At 41.3% G+C, this 18,378-nt stretch carries 16 protein-coding genes; 13 read left to right on the top strand and 3 right to left on the bottom strand.

Annotated elements, in window-relative coordinates:
• Window positions 1-91 precede the first annotated feature (91 nt).
• From pspA to PSR9079_RS05875, 11 genes are all read left to right on the top strand, one after another.
• Window positions 92-751, top strand: a complete 660-nt coding sequence (gene pspA / locus PSR9079_RS05925; protein WP_145241442.1) for a phage shock protein PspA — start codon at window positions 92-94, stop codon at window positions 749-751.
• A gap of 67 nt (window positions 752-818) precedes the next feature.
• Window positions 819-1,052 carry an envelope stress response membrane protein PspB gene (gene pspB / locus PSR9079_RS05920; protein ID WP_145241440.1) on the top strand — a complete coding sequence of 78 codons (234 nt, stop codon included), beginning with the start codon at window positions 819-821 and terminating at the stop codon, window positions 1,050-1,052.
• Complete coding sequence (gene pspC / locus PSR9079_RS05915; RefSeq protein ID WP_145241438.1) at window positions 1,049-1,450, top strand: envelope stress response membrane protein PspC; 402 nt, start codon at window positions 1,049-1,051, stop codon at window positions 1,448-1,450. Before pspB ends, pspC begins: the two co-directional genes overlap by 4 nt.
• A gap of 58 nt (window positions 1,451-1,508) precedes the next feature.
• Window positions 1,509-2,924, top strand: a complete 1,416-nt coding sequence (locus PSR9079_RS05910; protein ID WP_425468842.1) for a YcjX family GTP-binding protein — start codon at window positions 1,509-1,511, stop codon at window positions 2,922-2,924.
• Window positions 2,921-3,964 carry a TIGR01620 family protein gene (locus PSR9079_RS05905; protein WP_149980749.1) on the top strand — a complete coding sequence of 348 codons (1,044 nt, stop codon included), beginning with the start codon at window positions 2,921-2,923 and terminating at the stop codon, window positions 3,962-3,964. Before PSR9079_RS05910 ends, PSR9079_RS05905 begins: the two co-directional genes overlap by 4 nt.
• A 128-nt stretch (window positions 3,965-4,092) precedes the next feature.
• On the top strand, window positions 4,093-5,274 hold the full coding sequence (gene megL / locus PSR9079_RS05900; RefSeq protein ID WP_149980748.1) for a methionine gamma-lyase: 1,182 nt from the start codon (window positions 4,093-4,095) through the stop codon (window positions 5,272-5,274).
• 212 nt (window positions 5,275-5,486) lie between these two features.
• The gene (gene phhA / locus PSR9079_RS05895) at window positions 5,487-6,284 is read left to right on the top strand and encodes a phenylalanine 4-monooxygenase (RefSeq protein WP_145241432.1); all 798 of its coding nucleotides are present in this window, start codon (window positions 5,487-5,489) and stop codon (window positions 6,282-6,284) included.
• 9 nt (window positions 6,285-6,293) lie between these two features.
• Window positions 6,294-6,638, top strand: coding sequence for a 4a-hydroxytetrahydrobiopterin dehydratase (locus PSR9079_RS05890; protein ID WP_149980747.1), 345 nt, complete (start codon window positions 6,294-6,296; stop codon window positions 6,636-6,638).
• Between the two features lie 170 nt (window positions 6,639-6,808).
• Entirely contained in the window at window positions 6,809-10,696 is a 3,888-nt protein-coding gene (gene hrpA, locus PSR9079_RS05885; RefSeq protein WP_149980746.1) for an ATP-dependent RNA helicase HrpA, read from the top strand.
• A 72-nt stretch (window positions 10,697-10,768) separates the two neighbouring features.
• Window positions 10,769-11,146 (top strand): response regulator, encoded by a 378-nt coding sequence (locus PSR9079_RS05880; protein ID WP_145241521.1) that lies wholly within the window; start codon window positions 10,769-10,771, stop codon window positions 11,144-11,146.
• 8 nt (window positions 11,147-11,154) lie between these two features.
• Window positions 11,155-11,451: a PilZ domain-containing protein gene (locus tag PSR9079_RS05875; RefSeq protein ID WP_145241426.1), complete on the top strand. Its 297-nt coding sequence runs from the start codon at window positions 11,155-11,157 to the stop codon at window positions 11,449-11,451.
• 34 nt (window positions 11,452-11,485) lie between these two features.
• Here PSR9079_RS05875 and PSR9079_RS05870 read toward each other — a convergent pair whose 3' ends face one another.
• Window positions 11,486-12,676: a class I SAM-dependent methyltransferase gene (locus PSR9079_RS05870; RefSeq protein WP_145241424.1), complete on the bottom strand. Its 1,191-nt coding sequence runs from the start codon at window positions 12,674-12,676 to the stop codon at window positions 11,486-11,488.
• A gap of 138 nt (window positions 12,677-12,814) precedes the next feature.
• Here PSR9079_RS05870 and PSR9079_RS05865 point away from each other — a divergent pair, with 138 nt between their 5' ends.
• Window positions 12,815-13,480 carry an HD domain-containing protein gene (locus PSR9079_RS05865; protein ID WP_149980745.1) on the top strand — a complete coding sequence of 222 codons (666 nt, stop codon included), beginning with the start codon at window positions 12,815-12,817 and terminating at the stop codon, window positions 13,478-13,480.
• Window positions 13,480-13,869 (top strand): VOC family protein, encoded by a 390-nt coding sequence (locus tag PSR9079_RS05860; RefSeq protein WP_145241420.1) that lies wholly within the window; start codon window positions 13,480-13,482, stop codon window positions 13,867-13,869. The genes PSR9079_RS05865 and PSR9079_RS05860 overlap by 1 nt, the downstream gene beginning before the upstream one ends.
• Window positions 13,870-13,876: 7 nt before the next feature.
• Here the strand turns inward: PSR9079_RS05860 and PSR9079_RS05855 are convergent, their stop codons facing one another.
• Both PSR9079_RS05855 and PSR9079_RS05850 read right to left on the bottom strand, forming a co-directional pair.
• Window positions 13,877-14,866: a response regulator gene (locus PSR9079_RS05855; RefSeq protein WP_149980744.1), complete on the bottom strand. Its 990-nt coding sequence runs from the start codon at window positions 14,864-14,866 to the stop codon at window positions 13,877-13,879.
• Entirely contained in the window at window positions 14,866-18,207 is a 3,342-nt protein-coding gene (locus tag PSR9079_RS05850; protein ID WP_149980743.1) for an MHYT domain-containing protein, read from the bottom strand. Before PSR9079_RS05850 ends, PSR9079_RS05855 begins: the two co-directional genes overlap by 1 nt.
• Window positions 18,208-18,378: the final 171 nt, after the last annotated feature.

Here is an 18,378-nt window from a genome sequence, read left to right as displayed (position 1 = left end):
TATTACTGTATTTTATGTTTTATAAAGTTGGCAAGCATATTGTAACAGTAACAGCAGACCAATTAAGTTAAACACTACAGAGGTAAATGTTATGGGAATTTTTTCGCGTTTTGCAGATATTGTTAATTCTAATATCAATGCCATTTTAGATAAAGCAGAAGATCCTGAAAAAATGGTACGTCTGATCATCCAAGAGATGGAAGACACATTAGTTGAAGTACGTTCAACCTCTGCGAAAACATTAGCAGAGAAAAAAGAATTAGTACGTCGTGTCGATACATTAAAAGAGCAAGTCGCTCAATGGCAAGATAAAGCCGAGCTGGCATTGAGCAAAGACCGTGATGATCTAGCCCGTGCTGCATTGCTTGAAAAGCAAAAGTCAGCACAAGCGGTTGCTGCTGTTGAAGATGAACTCAGTCACATAGAATCTCACATTGATAAGCTGCAACAGGAAGTAAGTACGCTACAAGACAAGTTAGCGGATGCAAAAGCACGTCAAAAAGCGATTATTTTACGTCAACGCTCAGCTGAGTCACGCCTAGAGGTGAAAAAAGCATTAGACAGCTCTAAAGTTGAAGATGCATTAAATCGCTTTGAGCGCTACGAAACTAAGATTGATGGACTAGAATCACAAGTAGAATCGTACGACTTAGGCAAAAAGTCATTGGCTGATGAAATTGCTGAGTTACAGCAAAACGAAAAAATCGATGATGAATTAGCAGCACTTAAAAAGAAGCTTGCTGATAAATAAAGATAATAAATAAAGGGGGAGTCATCCCCCTATGCTTGATAAATTAATGGATGTGTAGGAGAGGGTTATGTTTGATGCAGAAGTGTTTGTTGCTCCAATTATCATTTTTATGGTTGTGGTAGCACCCCTTTGGTTAATTTTACATTACCGAAGTAAAAAGCAAGTAAGCCAAGGCTTGAGCGAACACGAACACCGCCAGTTACTTGAGCTTGCTCAAAAAGCAGATAAAATGGCTGACCGAGTAGAAACTTTAGAAGCACTACTTGATCAAGAGGCCCCACAGTGGAGGCGTAAGGTATGAGTGCTAAACGTGAACTGCTAAGAGATCCAGCACGTGGTAAAATAGCCGGTGTATGTGCAGGACTCAGTGATTATTTCAATATGGAATTGTGGTTAGTACGTATTATCGTAGTAACGGCAGTGTTACTAGCTGGTGGCCCGTTGTTTGTTGTGGCTTACATCGCAGCGTGGTTTATTTTAGATAAAAAACCTGCCAATGCACAAAGCAAAACTGATGCGGCAAAACACGAAGATCCTCTTGAAGTAAAATTTAAAGTATGGCAAAAAGGTGAGCCACCACGTCGTGCTTTACAAGATTTAAAAGACCGTTTGGGACGTGTTGATATACGTTTACAAGATATGGAACGTTATGTTACTTCAACCGAGTTTACGGTTAGCCGTGAAATCAATAAGCTGTAAAGGACTTAATAGCACTTTAGCCACCTAATTTATAATGGCGCTGAAGTGCTAGCTCATTATGATAAACACTTCATCTGCAAAAAACGCCTTTAATAAACTCAAAGGTAAGGCTGAAAAAGCTGTTCACCGTAGTTTAGATCAACACGTAAAATTAGCGGTAACTGGCCTCAGTGGCAGTGGTAAAACCGCTTTTATTACCGCTTTAGTAAAGCATTTAACCAGCCAAGCAACAGACAAAAACTTACCGTTTTTTGATGTTATGCAGCAACAGCGTCATATCGCCACAAAAATAGTGCCACAACAAGCGCTGACCATTCCTACATTTGATTACCCTAAAGCCCTGAGTGCTTTATTGCCGCTTGAAGGGCAACCACACTGGCCTGCATCAACCGAGCGTATAAATACTTTACGGCTGGCAATTAAATATCGGAGTGACGCAGGCTTACGTGGTCACTTTGCACCGCAATCAACCTTGTATTTAGACATTGTTGATTACCCCGGTGAGTGGCTGCTTGATTTACCCATGCTAGAGCAAAGCTATCAACAGTGGAGTGAGCAGCAATATGCATTACTACAACGCTCGCCTCGGGTTGAAAAGTCGCAGGCATTTTTAACTGCACTGAGCGAGCTTGATTTAACTGCACCGGTAGATGAAAGTGCGCTAAGCGCGATTGCTACGCACTATCAAACACTGTTAGTGAGTCTTAAAAAAGACACTAAATTGGCGATGCTACAACCTGGACGCATGCTGATGCCAGGTGAATTACAAGGTGCACCGTTATTATTGTTTTTCCCAGTTGCGCAGGCTAATGATGAGGTGGTTGCAGGGTCTAATTTGGCGCACTTGCAAAAGCGCTTTAATGCTTATGTGAAAGAAGTGGTTAAGCCATTTTATACACAACACTTTCGCAACTTTGATCGGCAAATAGTGCTTGTTGATGTGCTCAGTGCGCTCAATGAAGGGCCTGAGACGTTGCAAGAGCAAGGTGATGTGATCAAACAATTACTTGCCCATTTTAATTATGGCGAAACTGGCTTTTTAAAACGTTTATTCAAACCAAATATCGATAAGCTGTTATTTGCCGCTAATAAATCGGATCACATCAGTAGCGCGCACCATAAAGACTTAGCCTTGCTGCTTGATTCGTTAGTGCATGAGCAACGTAACCATTTAAAATTTGATGGCGTTAAAATTGAAACTATGGCGATGTCATCAATTGCTGCAACTACGCCAAAGCAAGTGGTTGAACAAGGCAAAACCCTAAATTGTATTTATGGTAAGCCGTTATTAGAGTCGCAATGGTTGACTTATTTACCGCCGCAACCACCACTGCGAATTCTGGGTAAAGACGAGTGGCCAAGTCATGGCTTTGAATTTTTATCCTTTGCGCCAATGCCAAGCCCAGATAAGCAGTTAAAACACATTCGTTTGGATCATGTCATGCAGTACCTGTTAGGAGACAAATTAACATGAGCGAGACCACATCAGGATTTCAAGCTGGTAGACGTATTGATACCAGTGAACAGCCTTTAGGGAATGAACTCACCTTGACCCCAGCAAAAGTAATTGAGCAAGGTGAGTATGAAGATCAACACGTAAATGACGCGCCGCTGGACGAGGAAATTGATTTAGCGCCAGTTTATAAAAAATCAAAATGGCAAACGCTTAAAGCCGTGTTTGCGATTAGCTTTATAACTTTAGTGTTAGCTGAATTTATATTTTCTATGGTTGTGACATTTCAGCAATCCATCATCTTAGGCAGCGTATATTTAATTGCAGTGCTGAGCGGGGTGTTGTTATTAGGCAAGCTATTATGGCGTGAGTATAGAATGTTGCGTAGTTTAAAGCGCAATCAATTGCATCGCCATGAGGCAGATAGACTACTGAATAGCGAACAAGTGGGAGGCGCATTACCTTGGCTTGAAAAGCTCAATAAACATCAGCAATTAACCGGCTTTGACGAGTTTAAAGCCAGTATTGATAGCCATCATAGCGATAAAGAGATCATGACTTTGTACGCTGATAGTTTATTAGTGAAACAAGATACCCAAGCGAAAAAACTGATCAACCGTTTTGCTACGGAGTCTGGTTTATTGGTGGCGCTTAGCCCTTTAGCGCTGGTGGATATGATGGCTGTGCTGTGGCGCGGCACTAAATTGATTGAGCAAATCGGTAAGGTTTACGGGATTGGTTTTGGTTATGCCAGTCGCATAAAATTGTATCGTATGTTGATCAAGCAGGTGATGTTTGTTGGCAGTGCTGAGTTAGTATCTGATTTAGCTGCAACGGCACTCAGTGCTGAGTTATTAGGCAAGTTATCAGGGCGAGCAGCACAAGGCTTGAGCGCGGGTATTTTTACGGCACGCATTGGTTATAAAGCGATGGAGTTAAGCCGCCCATTACCGCGACTTGAGCACAAGCGTAGTTTACTCAAAGGCACCGCGCAGTTGATTGCGAGTAAAATTGTGTCTCGCAAAAAAGCGACCACAGAGAGCTCAGCAGACACAAACTGACAAGATATCTGTACAGTGTCTTGGTGTCACTGTACAGAAGATAGCCATCTGAGCATCCGGCATGCTTGTTATCTATCAGCTGATACGCTTTGATTATCATATTAATAATAATCAAAAAAGATCAAACTATGAACACACTCCATATCGACAGCCAATGCATTCATGGGCCAGAAAAAGCCAACGATCCACATGGCGCACTAACGTCGCCTTTGTACCAAACATCAACATTTCATTTTAGCAGTGCCGCGCAAGGTGCAGCACGTTTTGCTGGTGAAGAACCGGGCTATATTTATACCCGTTTAGGTAACCCGACGACGACAGAGCTTGAACAAAAAGTCGCACAACTTGAAAGTTGCGAAGCCGCTGCAGCAACAGCCACAGGAATGGGCGCGGTTTCTGCATCGGTATTAAGTTTTTTATCGCAAGGCGATCACTTAGTCGCATCAAGCGCTTTGTATGGCTGTACGTTTGCTTTCTTCGCACATATGTTGCCGCGTTGGGGGATTGAAGTGACGTTTGTAGATATGACCGATGAGCAGCAATTACGCGATGCAATTAAACCGAATTCAAAAATGATTTTTGCCGAAACCCCAGTTAATCCAACTATGGCGGTAATTGATTTAGCGTTAATAGGACAAGTGGCAAAACAACACAATTTGATCAGTGTAATAGATAACACCTTTCTCACGCCGTTACTGCAAAAGCCAATTGATTATGGCATTGATTTAATTGTTCACAGTGCTACTAAATATTTAAATGGTCACGGTGATGTTGTGGCAGGTTTGGTGTGTGGCAGTCAAGAGCACATTACATTAATTAAAATGACCGTACTTAAAGATATTGGTGCAACAATTAGTCCACACGATGCATGGCTTATTAATCGTGGTTTAAAAACCTTAGCGATACGAATGCAGCGTCATTGTGAAAGTGCGCAAATTATTGCTGAATTTTTAGAGCAGCATCCCCAAGTTAATACCGTTTATTACCCCGGACTTGCATCTCACCCAGGGTTTAAGTTTATCGGTAAGCAAATGAAAGCCTCTGGTGGCGTTATTGCCTTTGAATTAAAAGGCAGCCTAAAAGATGGCGAGCAGTTTATTGATAATACCCAATTGTGCACACTCGCCGTGAGTTTAGGAGACGCCGAAACACTCATTCAACATCCGGCATCGATGACTCATTCACCGTATTCACCCGAAGAAAGAGCAGCTGCGGGTATTAGCGATGGTCTGATCAGACTATCTGTTGGCCTTGAAGATGTTAACGATATAATTAACGACCTTAACCGCGCTTTTACTTTTATTGTATAGTCTGTAATTTTATATTTACGGTTTGTGTTGCTTCTGGCCCTTTAAAAATAGCACTGTAAACTTTTTGATCTTAAAGTGTAATGTTTGGTGTACAAAAGATGGTTTGGTGCTAATAGCTGATGTTGTCTCAGCTATTAAACTTTGCCTTACATTTGCTTAGTATCTCCTTAACAGGTTGACACCGATATCGGTTTAACACTAAGAAGGTTATTATGGCTAAAGCAAGTAAATACACCTCCAAGACACCAGATGAAAATGGCGTTATCCATTGGAGCGAAGCAGAAAATAAAATATGGTCAGAACTAGTCGCACGCCAACTAAAATGTATTGCAGGCAAAGCTTGCAATGAATACATGGAAGGGCTTGAAAAAATAAACCTGCCTCATGACCGTATTCCGCAGTTAAGTGAGCTTAATGAAGTATTACTAGCGACTACCGGCTGGCAAGTTACGCCTGTGCCAGCTTTAATCGACTTTGATGAATTCTTTCGTTTATTAGCAAATAAGCAATTTCCAGTCGCAACCTTTATTCGCAGCCGTGAAGAGTTTGATTACCTGCAAGAACCTGATATTTTTCATGAAATATTTGGTCATTGTGCAATGCTTACTAATCCTGATTTTGCCAAGTTTACGCATAAATATGGCCAGTTAGGTTACGCTGCCGAGAAAAAAGATCGGGTTTACCTTGCCCGTATGTATTGGTTTACGGTTGAGTTTGGCCTAATGCAAACAGATGATGGTCTACGTATTTATGGTGGCGGTATTTTATCAAGTCCAGGTGAAACACAATACGTGTATTCAGATAAGCCCGAGATCAACCCGATGAATGTATTGGACGTATTACGCACGCCGTACCGAATTGATATTATGCAGCCTTTGTACTACACCATTAATTCTATCCATGATTTATTTGATATTTCACAACTGGATATTATGGCGTTAGTTGCGCAAGCAAAAGAATTAGGGTTACATGACCCAAAATTTCCTCCTAAAGAAAAATTAGCAAGTTAAGGATTTAAGATGTCATCATTAAGCGCACAAAAATGTGAAGCCTGTCACGTAGACGCTCCACAAGTATCAGATACCGAGTTAGCTGAATTAATTAAAATGATCCCAGATTGGGTGCCTGAAGTACGCGACGGTATTATGCAATTAGAGCGTGTTTATAAATTTAAAAACTTTAAACAAGCCATCGCTTTTACTAATAAAGTAGGTGATATGGCTGAAGATGAAGGCCATCACCCGGGCTTGCTAACAGAGTGGGGCAAAGTAACGGTAACGTGGTGGAGCCATTCAATTAAAGGCTTACACAAAAATGATTTTATTTGCGCTGCCAAAACAGATGAAGTTTTCGCTGCGCTATAAATAAAACACAGCAATTGTTCTGCCCAAAGAACATGAAAGGCGCTTAATTAGCGCCTTTTTTATTGTTTTAAGCTTTGGTTATTACATTTTATATCGCAGCAAAGTTAACCCCTGCGGCGAAGTTTGCTACAATCGCTCGTCTTTACTCAAATTTTATAAGGTAGTCGCGGGTGGTTAACCTAGGTCAATTGTTTGGTGAACTAAAAACGTGTTTAAGAAAAGATCAATTCATCTTTAAAAAACGCCTTCACGGCATAAAAAAAATAACCGATGAAACAAAACAAGCAGCCGTGATTGAAAAAATCACTGCGGATATAGCACGTAGCCAACAATTGCGAGAGGTGCGCTTAGCTCAGTTACCTAAAGTAACTTACCCTGATCAGCTCCCCGTCAGTCAGAAAAAAGACGACATTAAAGAGGCTATCGCCAATAACCAAGTGGTTATTATCGCGGGTGAAACCGGCTCAGGTAAAACCACGCAAATTCCTAAAATGTGTTTAGAACTTGGCCGTGGCGTTGATGGTTATATCGGTCACACCCAACCAAGACGTTTGGCTGCGCGCAGTGTCGCGGATCGGATTGCTCATGAAATGCAATGTGAACTTGGCCAGCAAGTGGGTTTTAAAATTCGTTTTAGCGATCAAGTATCAAATAACAGCTATATAAAGTTGATGACTGACGGTATTTTACTGGCGGAAATTCAACAAGACCGATTTTTAAACCAGTATGACACCATTATTATTGATGAAGCTCATGAACGTAGTTTAAACATTGATTTTATTTTAGGTTATTTGAAAAACCTATTACCAAAGCGTCCTGATTTAAAAATAATTATTACCTCTGCGACCATTGATCCAGAGCGATTCTCAAAGCATTTTAATGATGCACCGATTATTGAAGTGTCAGGACGAACATTTCCGGTGGATGTGCGTTATCGTCCTTTGGTTGAAATTGATAAAAATGATATGGAGGCTGAAGGCGACCAGCTGCAAGGTATTTTTGATGCCGTTGATGAGCTGTGCCAAGAAGGCCCAGGCGATATTTTAATCTTCTTAAATGGTGAACGGGAAATACGCGATACTGCTGATGCCCTTAGTAAACGTAATTTAAAAGGAGCGGATGTTTTACCTTTGTATTCGCGCCTTTCTAACGCAGAACAAAACCGTATTTTTGCTCCCCATAGTCGTCGTCATATTATTTTATCGACCAACGTTGCTGAAACCTCACTTACTGTGCCGGGTATTCGATACGTTATTGATCCTGGTACCGCGCGCATTAGCCGTTATAGTTATCGTACTAAAGTGCAGCGTTTACCGATTGAGCCAATATCACAAGCCAGTGCCAATCAGCGAAAAGGCCGCTGTGGCCGTGTGGAAGCGGGTATTTGTATTCGTTTATATGCTGAAGATGATTTTAATTCGCGCCCAGAGTTTACTGATCCAGAAATACTACGTACTAATTTAGCCTCAGTTATTTTAAAAATGCTCGGCTTAGGGTTGGGCGATATGGCCGAGTTCCCATTTGTACAAGCACCAGATAGCCGTAATATCAACGATGGCTTAACGTTACTAGAGGAACTTGAAGCGGTAAAACCTAGTCGTCACAATAGCAATACACAGCTTACTAAATCGGGTATTGAACTGAGCCGCTTACCGGTTGACCCGCGTTTAGCTAAAATGGTACTAACAGCACAAAAGCTGGGTGTGCTGCGTGAAGTGATTATTATTGTGGCGGCGTTATCGATTCAAGATCCACGCGAGCGCCCGCAAGAAAAACGCGCTGCTGCAAACGAAAAGCATGGCCGTTTTGACGATCCTGATTCAGATTTCATCGCCTTTTTAAATTTATGGAATTACTTAGAAGAGCAGCAAAGTGAGCTAAGTAACAGCCAATTTAGAAAGCTGTGCCAAAAGGATATGCTCGCTTATATGCGTATTCGTGAGTGGCAAGATATCGTTTATCAGCTCAGTACTGTGTGCAATGAAATGGGCATGAAAGCGACCAGCAATGTTGCCGATGGCGATAAAATCCATCAAGCGCTATTGAGTGGCATGCTCAGTCACATTGGTTTTAAAGATGAAAAGCAAGTATATAAAGGCGCTCGCAACAGTCAGTTTCATGTATTCCCAGGCTCTGGATTATTTAAGAAAAGCCCAAAATGGTTGATGTCGGCAGAGCTGGTTGAAACCAGTAAATTATATGCACGTATTAATGCCAAAATTAACATCGATTGGGTTGAACCATTAGCACAACACTTAGTAAAACGCAGTTACAGTGAGCCGCATTGGGAGAAAAAGCCCGGCGCAGTGATCGCTTTCGAACAGCAGGTACTATACGGGCTGATCATAGTGTCAAAGCGTCGCTGTGTGTACAGTAAGATTGATCCGAAAGTTAGCCGCCAGTTGTTTATTCGCAGTGCCTTAGTAGAGCAAGATTTAGGTCAAAATGAAGGGTTTTTGCAGTTTAATCGCGAACTGATTGAAGATATTCAAACTCTAGAAAATAAAAGCCGCCGTCGTGATATTTTAGTTGGTGAGCAAACCTTATATGAGTTTTACGATAAGAAAATTCCTGCTCAAATAAACAGTCGTGCAGCATTTAATAAATGGTATAAAACGCAAAAGCAGCAGGATAAACATTACTTGCAAATGACACGTGATGATTTAATGCAACACGGTGCTGATAGTGTTACTGAGTTTGATTACCCCGATGTATGGCAACAAGGTAATTTAATGTTGCCGTTGAGCTATCATTTTGATCCAGGCCAAGCGGTCGATGGGGTTGCAGTGCATATCCCGGTGGCCTTACTAAACCAAGTAGAAGAAGCTGGCTTTGACTGGCATATTCCGGCATTTCGTCATGAGTTGATCACCGGTTTAATTAAATCTTTACCTAAATCACTACGTCGTAATTTTGTGCCTGCGCCAAATTACGCAGATGCGGTTCTTGCAGCAATCGAGCCTATGCAAGGTAACTTCATTGAGGCACTCAGTACGCGTTTATTACGTATGACAGGTGTAAAAGTTGATCCAGAGGCCTGGGATTTAACCACCCTTGCGACTCACTTAAGACTGCAGTTTGAAGTTCGTGATGAAAAAGATAATGTACTTGCCCGAGGTATGGATTTAGCGAAACTCAAAGCGCAATTGCAGGGTAAAGTGACGCAAACGCTGTCTAAAGTGGCAGATAAAGGCATTGAAAAAGCTGACCTATTGCAATGGGATTTTGGCAAGTTACCGGTATCCTATGTGAAAAAACAAGGCCAGTATGAAATCAAAGCGTATCCTGCGCTGGTAGATAAAAAATCATCGGCTGCAGTGGAGCTATTTGATAACGAAGTTAAAGCGCAAACTGCCCATCAGCAGGGGTTACGCCGTTTGGTATTACTGAATGTACCTTCGCCGATAAAATATTTGCAACAAAACTTACCCAATAAGGCTAAATTAGGTCTATATTTTAATCCGTTTGGTAAGGTTGCTGATTTAATTGATGACTGTATTGCCGCAGGCGTTGACAGTTTATTGGTAAAATTAGGCGATGTACGCACCGAACAAGCGTTTGAGCAAGTAAAAGAGCACGTGCGCGGTGAGCTCGGCGATGCGGTTGTTGCTATTGCAACCCAAGTTGAGCAAGTGTTGAGTATTGCGCATGCGTTACATAAAAAAATGAAAGGGCGAGTTGATTTAACCATGATCACTGCACATGGAGATATAAAAAGCCAACTGGGATCTTTGGTATTCAAAGGCTTTGTTTCAAATCATGGCGCAGACAAACTTAGTGATTTAATTCGTTACTTAAAAGCAATAGAAAAACGCTTAGAAAAGTTGCCAGTTGATCCAAATCGTGACAGATTATGTGTACTTGAGTTAGAAAAGGTTGCTCAAGAGTATCAAAAACAGCTGAAAAAAGTGCCGCCTGGAATGCCTGCTCCGCAACAATTGCAGGATATTTTTTGGATGCAACAAGAGCTTAGAGTATCCTTGTTTGCGCAAACGTTAGGGACACCGTATCCGATTTCAGCTAAGCGTGTATTGAATGCTCTGAAAGAAATTGATTGAGTTTGGTATTTAGTAAACATCGAATACCTTGGAAGGAAATATTTGTTAGATGAGAAGGAACTGATATTAACCATGCGCTCATCCGCTAATACACACCCGCGTTTACTAGTTGTAGATGACGAGTACTTTAATTTTGAAATGCTCAAAGTCGCTTTATCAGCGGATTTTGAGCTCAGTTATGCTGAATCAGGTAAGAGCTGTTTATCGTCGGCTATTGCAAATCCACCGGATGCGATTTTACTCGATGTATGTATGCCCGGCCTAGATGGTTACGACACGTGTCGAATGTTGAAGAACACCCCTGAAACTCGTAATATTCCTGTTGTTATGGTGTCAGGCTTAGAATCCGTACAGGAACAACAAGCTGGTTTTGATGCCGGTTGCGATGCCTATGTGGTGAAGCCTTTTTCGGTCGTGGGGTTATTAGAAAAAATCAATACGGTTGTTTAGGAGTTATTATGCTAAATGAAGATAAACGTAATTTTAGACGTATGCAATTAAATGCACAGGCAAAATTAACCACACTTGAGCCAGTCGCTGATCAACATTTTGATGCTGTATGTGTCGATTTAAGTGCAACTGGGTTGTCACTGCAGTTGGATGAATTACTTGAACTGGGCACCATTGTGAAGGTGAATATTGATTCGACCAGCCCTGCCATTGCACCACTTGATGCAACAGCAAAAGTCGTTCGTGCCAGCAAAGAAAGTGATGGCACGGTAACCGCTGGGCTAGAAATAATGCAGTTTAATTAACCTGATGAACTCAGGTTAATTAGTTGCAGTCAGTTTAGTAAACTTTACAGATCAGGCCTTTTAGGTAAAAACCTTCAGGGTAACTGCCTGCGATTGGATGATCAGCAGCTTGGTTTAAACGCTCCATGATCAACAAATCCTTGCCAGCATCAAGGGCTGCATCAGCAACCACTTTTTGAAATAAATTTTGCTCCATTAAACCTGAACATGAGAACGTAAGCAACGTACCACCTGGTTTAAGAATTTGCATGGCAATCATATTGATATCTTTATAGCCACGACACGCACCCGTTAGTTGTGCTTTGTTATCAGCAAATTTAGGTGGGTCCATAACGATAGTATCGAATAACACCCCATCTTCACGGTATTGGCGTAGTAATTTAAATACATCTTGTTTTATGAAGTCAACTTTATCTAAATCAAGATTATTGTGCTCGACATTACGTTTTGCGGTATCAAGCGCGGGTTGCGATACGTCAACGTTAGTAACATGCTCGCAGCCGCCACGCAGCGCATACAATGAAAAGGTACCAGTGTAGCTAAAACAGTTAAGTACTCTTTTATCTTTTGAAAAACGCTCTAATGCAGCACGGCTATCACGTTGGTCAAGATAGAAACCGGTTTTATGGCCTTCGAGAATGTCGACTTCAATTTTAAAACCATTTTCTTCAATTAATACTGGCTGCTCAGGTTTATTACCCCATAACACGCCCATGGTCGGCTCTAAGCCTTCTTTGGTGCGCACATCGACATCAGAGCGCTCATACACGTTACAGCCTGGGAAAATAGCGATTAAAGCGCCAACTATTTCACCTTTATGGCGCTCAGCACCGGCACTTAATAACTGACACACTAAAAAGTTGTCAAATTTATCAATGGTTACACCTGGTAAAAAATCAGACTCGGCGGCACATAACCGAAATCCCGTTAAGCCACCTTCAGTAATTACTTGCTCGCGTGCCGCAAAGGCACGACGTAAGCGACGTTCAAAAAAAGCTTGGTCGATGATTTCTGTTTCATCAAAGCTCCAAACACGCGCGCGGATCTGTGAGTGCGGACTGTAAGCCGCTGTAGCTAAAAATTTACCATTACTATCGTGAATGGTCACTGTGTCACCTAAACCTGGCTTACCTTTTATTTTTTTGATGGCTTTTGAAAACAACCATGGGTGTTTTCTTTTTAGTGATTTTTCACGACCAGCTTCTAGGTATACGACAGATGACATTAGGCTTCTCATTACGGATAAATTAAGAGCGTATTTTAGTGAAGCAGGCTCGAACATACAATGAATGTTTTGCACAACAGCCTATAACCGCGGTAAAGTAACAGTAATTCAATGCATTAATTTGAAATTACAGGATTTATGGAACAACGTTTGCCCGTTTTAGTATTATCTGAGCCGTTGCAACAGCTAGAAAATCATTGCCGTGCTTTTATTTTGTCGTTAGTGAGTGCTGATGTCGCCCACGATATTACCCATATTGAACGAGTCGTGCGTGTTGCAAAACAGCTATGCTTTGCTGAAGATGCTTCGATGGACGTGGTGTTACCCGCAGCATGGTTGCATGACTGTGTTGCAGTGGCTAAAAACCACCCGGATCGCGCTAAAGCTTCAACAATGGCCGCAGATAAAGCAATTTCATTTTTAGCGTCAATAGGGTATGACGCGCAATATTTTGATGCCATTCATCATGCTATTGTAGCCCATAGTTTTAGCGCTAACATTGCAATTGAAAGTGTGGAAGCACAAATCGTTCAAGATGCTGATCGTATAGATGCGTTAGGAGCAATTGGTGTCAGCCGCTGTATGAAAGTAGGGGGCTCAATCGGACGCAATTTATATCACCCTGACGATCCATTTTGCGCCCACCGCAGCCCGGATGACAGCTTGTATACATTAGATCACTTCTTCATCAAGCTATTACATATTGCACAGAGTATGAATACACCTTCAGCAAAAGCAGAAGCGGTGCGTCGTACTGAATATATGCAGGTATTTATTGAACAACTTAAGTCGGAGATTGGCTAATGGCAATGCCTACTTTATCTGGTGTCGATCATTGCCATTTAAATGTGACTAACCTTGCGCAAGCCGTCACGTGGTACAAAACAGTCCTTGGATTTAATATTGTGCCAGAGCTTGCTTTTTGGGATGAGGGTACTGGGCCTTTAACACTAGAAGATCCTGCGGCAACTATTCGCTTAGCGTTATTTGAGCGAGAGGGCAGTAGTAAAGGGATTGCATTTGGCGCATCTGGAGAGCAGTTTATCGCTTGGCTTAAGCATTTGGCTGACTTAAATATTAAAACCGTGGTTGCTGATCACAAAGTTACATACTCTGTTTATTTTCAGGATTTAAGTGGTAATAGTCATGAAATCACCTCTCATGACTATGCATATATCTCGGCCAACATCTAGCATATGGTTAGCCTTGGTAGGCAGAGTACACTGCTAAAACAGCATCTAGCTGGCCTTCAAATAGTGCGATAAGCTGAGGATCAAAGTGTTTACCAGCTTGCTCGCGCATATGACTTATGGCTTCATCAACGCTCCAAGCTTGCTTATAGGGACGTTTAGAGGTAAGTGCATCGAATACATCGGCGATTGCCACAATACGTCCTTCAATCGAAATTTCCTCACCTTTAAGACCGTTTGGATAACCTGATCCATCCCATTTTTCATGATGCTCCATCGCAAGTATATAGGCGAGCTGCAATAACGGCGATGACGAGTTTGCTAAAATTTTAGCGCCGATTTTGGCATGCTGTTTCATGTGTTCAAATTCTTCGGCTGTTAATTTCCCTGGTTTAAGCAAGATTGCATCGGGAATGCCGATTTTACCAATGTCATGCATCGGCGCTGCTTGTTTGAGAAGCTCAGCATGTTGTTCATTCATTCCATAGGCTAGTGCTAAAATTTTACTGTATTTACTCATGCGCACAATATGCTCGCCAGTATCGGTGTCTTTATACTCGGCAGCGCACCCTAAACGATGGACTAAATCAACGTGAGCCAACTTTAGCTGCTCAGCCTGAACTAGGGATAAATGAGTTTTAACACGCGCTCTTACGATTGCAGGACTAATAGGCTTGGTTATGTAATCTACCGCGCCAATTTCAAAACCTTTAAACTCATCACTTTCATCCGCAAGTGCAGTCACAAAAATGACTGGAATATGCTCAGTAGCAGGGTTTTGTTTAAGCAGCTGACATACTTCAAAACCACTCATATTTGGCATCATAATATCGAGTAGAATGAGTTTGGGTGGCTCTTTTTCAACTAACGCGAGCGCGGCATCACCCGATTTAGCAAAAGAGAGGCGATATTGATTCCCTAATACTTCGCGCATGACTTTAAGGTTGGCGGGTTCATCATCAACAATAAGAATTCGTGGGCGTTCGGTTATTAAGTCCATCAGTGTGTTTCCAAATTTGCTGCCTGATTGAGCAGCTCTATTAATGCAATAAGAGTACTCTGGGCATTTTCAAAGTCAAACTGGTCGAAATATTCGATTAATGCATCCACATCACTTTGATAAGTAGCGGGGGCATTGTCTGCTAATGTTGCTAACAACTCATCATTGAGCTCTGCATTTTCTGCGTCTTTACGCAGTTGTTCACACAGTATTTTAAATTCGCTGAGCGATAGTACTTGGGTATTTTTTTCGCTGCTTTGCACAGCTATACAGCTGCTCGTTTTTCTAGCTAACAACTCATTGACCGCATTAAACTCTATCTGCAATTGCTGAATTATTTGCGCCTGCTGCTCAGGGGCTTGGCTGTTTTCTAAGGTTGAAAGCAGGGCCATCATAGTCGGTAAACCTAAATTACCAGATAAGCCTTTAAGGGTATGTAATGTGCCATTAATATCTTTTAAGGCATTTAGTCCATCATTAAAGATAATGTCACATGTTGCCTGCTGCTCTTTAAAAAAACGGTGTATTTCGCTCAGCTGTTTACACTTACTGCCCCAAAGTTGCTGTCCTTTTTTAAAATCAATATGCTGTGCTGCGGGATCACTGTGAGCAATTTGCGTTTCTATATTTAAACCAAAGCCAAGCACTTGCGCAATCTCTTGATTCAATTGATTGATATCAACAGGCTTATTGGCGAAGCCATTCATACCCGCTTTTTTAGCCGTTAATTTATCTTGCTGTAAGACACTGGCGGTGAGCGCAATGATCGGAGTCTTTTTTAGCTGTCGTTGTTGCTCAATTTCACGAATTTTTTCGGTCGCGGCAATACCGTCACATTCAGGCATATGGATATCCATTAAAATGACATCAAAATCTTGTTTTTCAAAAATAGCGATCGCTTCTAAGCCGTTGCTTGCAGAGCTAATCGTATGCTGATCTCGCGACAATAATAACTGTAGTAGCTCAACATTTTGTGCTATGTCATCAACGACTAAAATGCGCAGCTTAGGTAATTGCGTATGCAACTTATCAAAGTAATTGACTTGGGTTTCATCACCGACCTCTAAAGGCAATGAAAAATAAAAGCAGCTGCCTTTATCTTCTTCACTGACTACGTTGATTATGCCACCCATCAGCTCAACGAGTTGCTTACTGATAGTAGTACCAAGTCCAGTGCCACCAAAACGACGAGTAGTAGTCCCGTCAGCTTGTTCAAAAGGCTGAAATACCGCTTTAAGACGATCTTTAGCAATACCAATACCGGTATCTTGTACTTCAAAAAATAAGTAATTATTTTGTGTCGTACTGACAGTTACATTCACTGAGCCCTGAGCTGTAAACTTAACTGCATTACCAATTAAATTTGTTAAAACTTGGCGAATTCGGCCTGGATCACCGTAATAAGTAGGGTGAACAGACTCTTTGATGGTAAGTGTTAGTTCTAGATCTTTCTTTTTTGCTTCTAACCAAAATGTAGAAATAATACTATCAAGCACCGCTTGAAGATTAAAATGCACTAATTCAATGGTCAGCTTACCTTTTTCAAGTTTTGCAGAATCCAATATTTCATTTAATAGCCGTAACAGCGAGCGAGCCGCATTATTTACGATAATTAAGTGCTTTTGTTGGTCTTGATCAAGTGGGGTATCCATCAATAAATCACTAAAGCCAATAATCGAATTCATCGGTGTGCGAATTTCGTGACTCATATTCGCCATAAATGACTGTTTGGCTTGGGCTGCATCTTCGGCGGCTATTTTCGCCAACTTTAATTTATCTTCGTATTCACGACGTTCACTAATATCGATAATAACGCCGTCGATCCAAATCGCTTCACCTTGCTTGTTGAACTCAAAGCTACCTTTCTCAAGCACCCAAATTAGCTTGCCACTTCGATGACGTAGTCGGTATTCAATTGAGTATTGCGATTTAGCAGCGATCGCTTGCTCGACCGATTTATTGATGCGTTTGTTATCATCTTTAAAAATCAAATCACTAAACTGAATATGCTGATTGATAAATTCCGATGGGACATAGCCAGTTACTTCATTAATGCTAGGGCTAATAAAAATCATGCTCCAGCTTTTATCTAACTGGCAGCGAAATACCACGCCAGGCATATTATTCATCAGCGAGCGGTATTGTTGTTCTTGCGCTATGAGGTTTTGTTGTAGTTTGCGTTGCTCAGTCAAGTCAGTAATAAAGCCAACAAATATTGACTCTTGCCCTGGCTGGTTTGCTTCACCAATACCTAAGCGAATAGGAAATAGGTGACCTTGTTTATGTTTAGCAAGAACATCACGATTGACGCCAATAACTTTACCTAAATCGATGTGATGTGCCTTTAATAGATATTCATCATGCTCGGCTGCGATATCATCTGCCATCAGCATTTTTATGTTTTTACCCTTTACATCAGTGCTATGCCAGCCGAAAATATTCTCTGCAGCGTTATTAAAGCTTAAGATAATACCGCGATTGTTAATTGTTACAATGCCATCTATAGCGGTCGATAAAATAGCCTCTAAGCGAGATTCATTCCCTGTTTTTTCTTCAAGTAACATGCGATAGCGTACCATACCGTTAATGATAGCAACTATCGCGGTTAGAATAATGGTGGCGAACACTACGCTAATAGCAACAAATGTAAGTTCTGAGCTGGCGCTGTCATTACCAATTAATGGCGAGGTTGCAACAAACCGTGTTGCCGCCATTCCCATGTAATGCATACCTGCAACAGCAAAACCCAAAATGATTGCGCTGATCAACCGCGTCTGCAAAGAATTTAGTGTTGGGAGGTGCTTTTTAATATTAAAGCGAGCATATAAAGATATAAACGCCAGTACAACGGCAACGATAATTGACAACCCAAACATCAATGGATCGTAGCGTAGCAGCGGGCTCAATTCCATTGCTGCCATACCACTGTAATGCATAGTGCCGATACCTGCGCCGAGTAGTACCGAGGGCAGTATTAAACTGAAAATAGTGGCGTTATTTTTTACTAATAATGACACGCCAGTTAGGCAGGCTAAAAATGCTGGAATGAAAGATAAAAAGGTGAGTGTTGGGTCGTAGCTGATATTTGTACACAGTGAAAATGCCAACATACCAATAAAATGCATACTCCAAATACCGCCAGAAAGTACCAAGGAAGCCGTTGAGTTGGCTAATTTTTGATAACTTTTGAAGCGTGTTTCTTTGGCCAGATCGATCATGTAAGTTGCAAAAAATGCAGAGAAAATAGCCGTTAAAACAGACAGAGCGACTAAAAATGGGTCATAAACACCATTAATAAGAAGGCTCGGATCGTGATCGGTAATAAAAAAAGCGGTAAGCATAACGACTCAATACACTGTTATTTCAGTAATAACTAATATCACCTGAAATATATGTTAAGACAATTAATTAATTTTGCGCAAACGCCTGTTATTTGTTTACATATTTAGCTGCAAAATTTAACAAAATCAAAAACTTTTTAAAATCAATTCGCTAAGTTTCATTGTGCGCAA

The sequence above is a fragment of the Pseudoalteromonas rhizosphaerae genome, assembly GCF_902498845.1.
In the GTDB taxonomy this organism is placed as follows: Bacteria; Pseudomonadota; Gammaproteobacteria; order Enterobacterales; family Alteromonadaceae; genus Pseudoalteromonas; species Pseudoalteromonas rhizosphaerae.
This window is presented reverse-complemented; position numbering and strand designations above follow the sequence as displayed.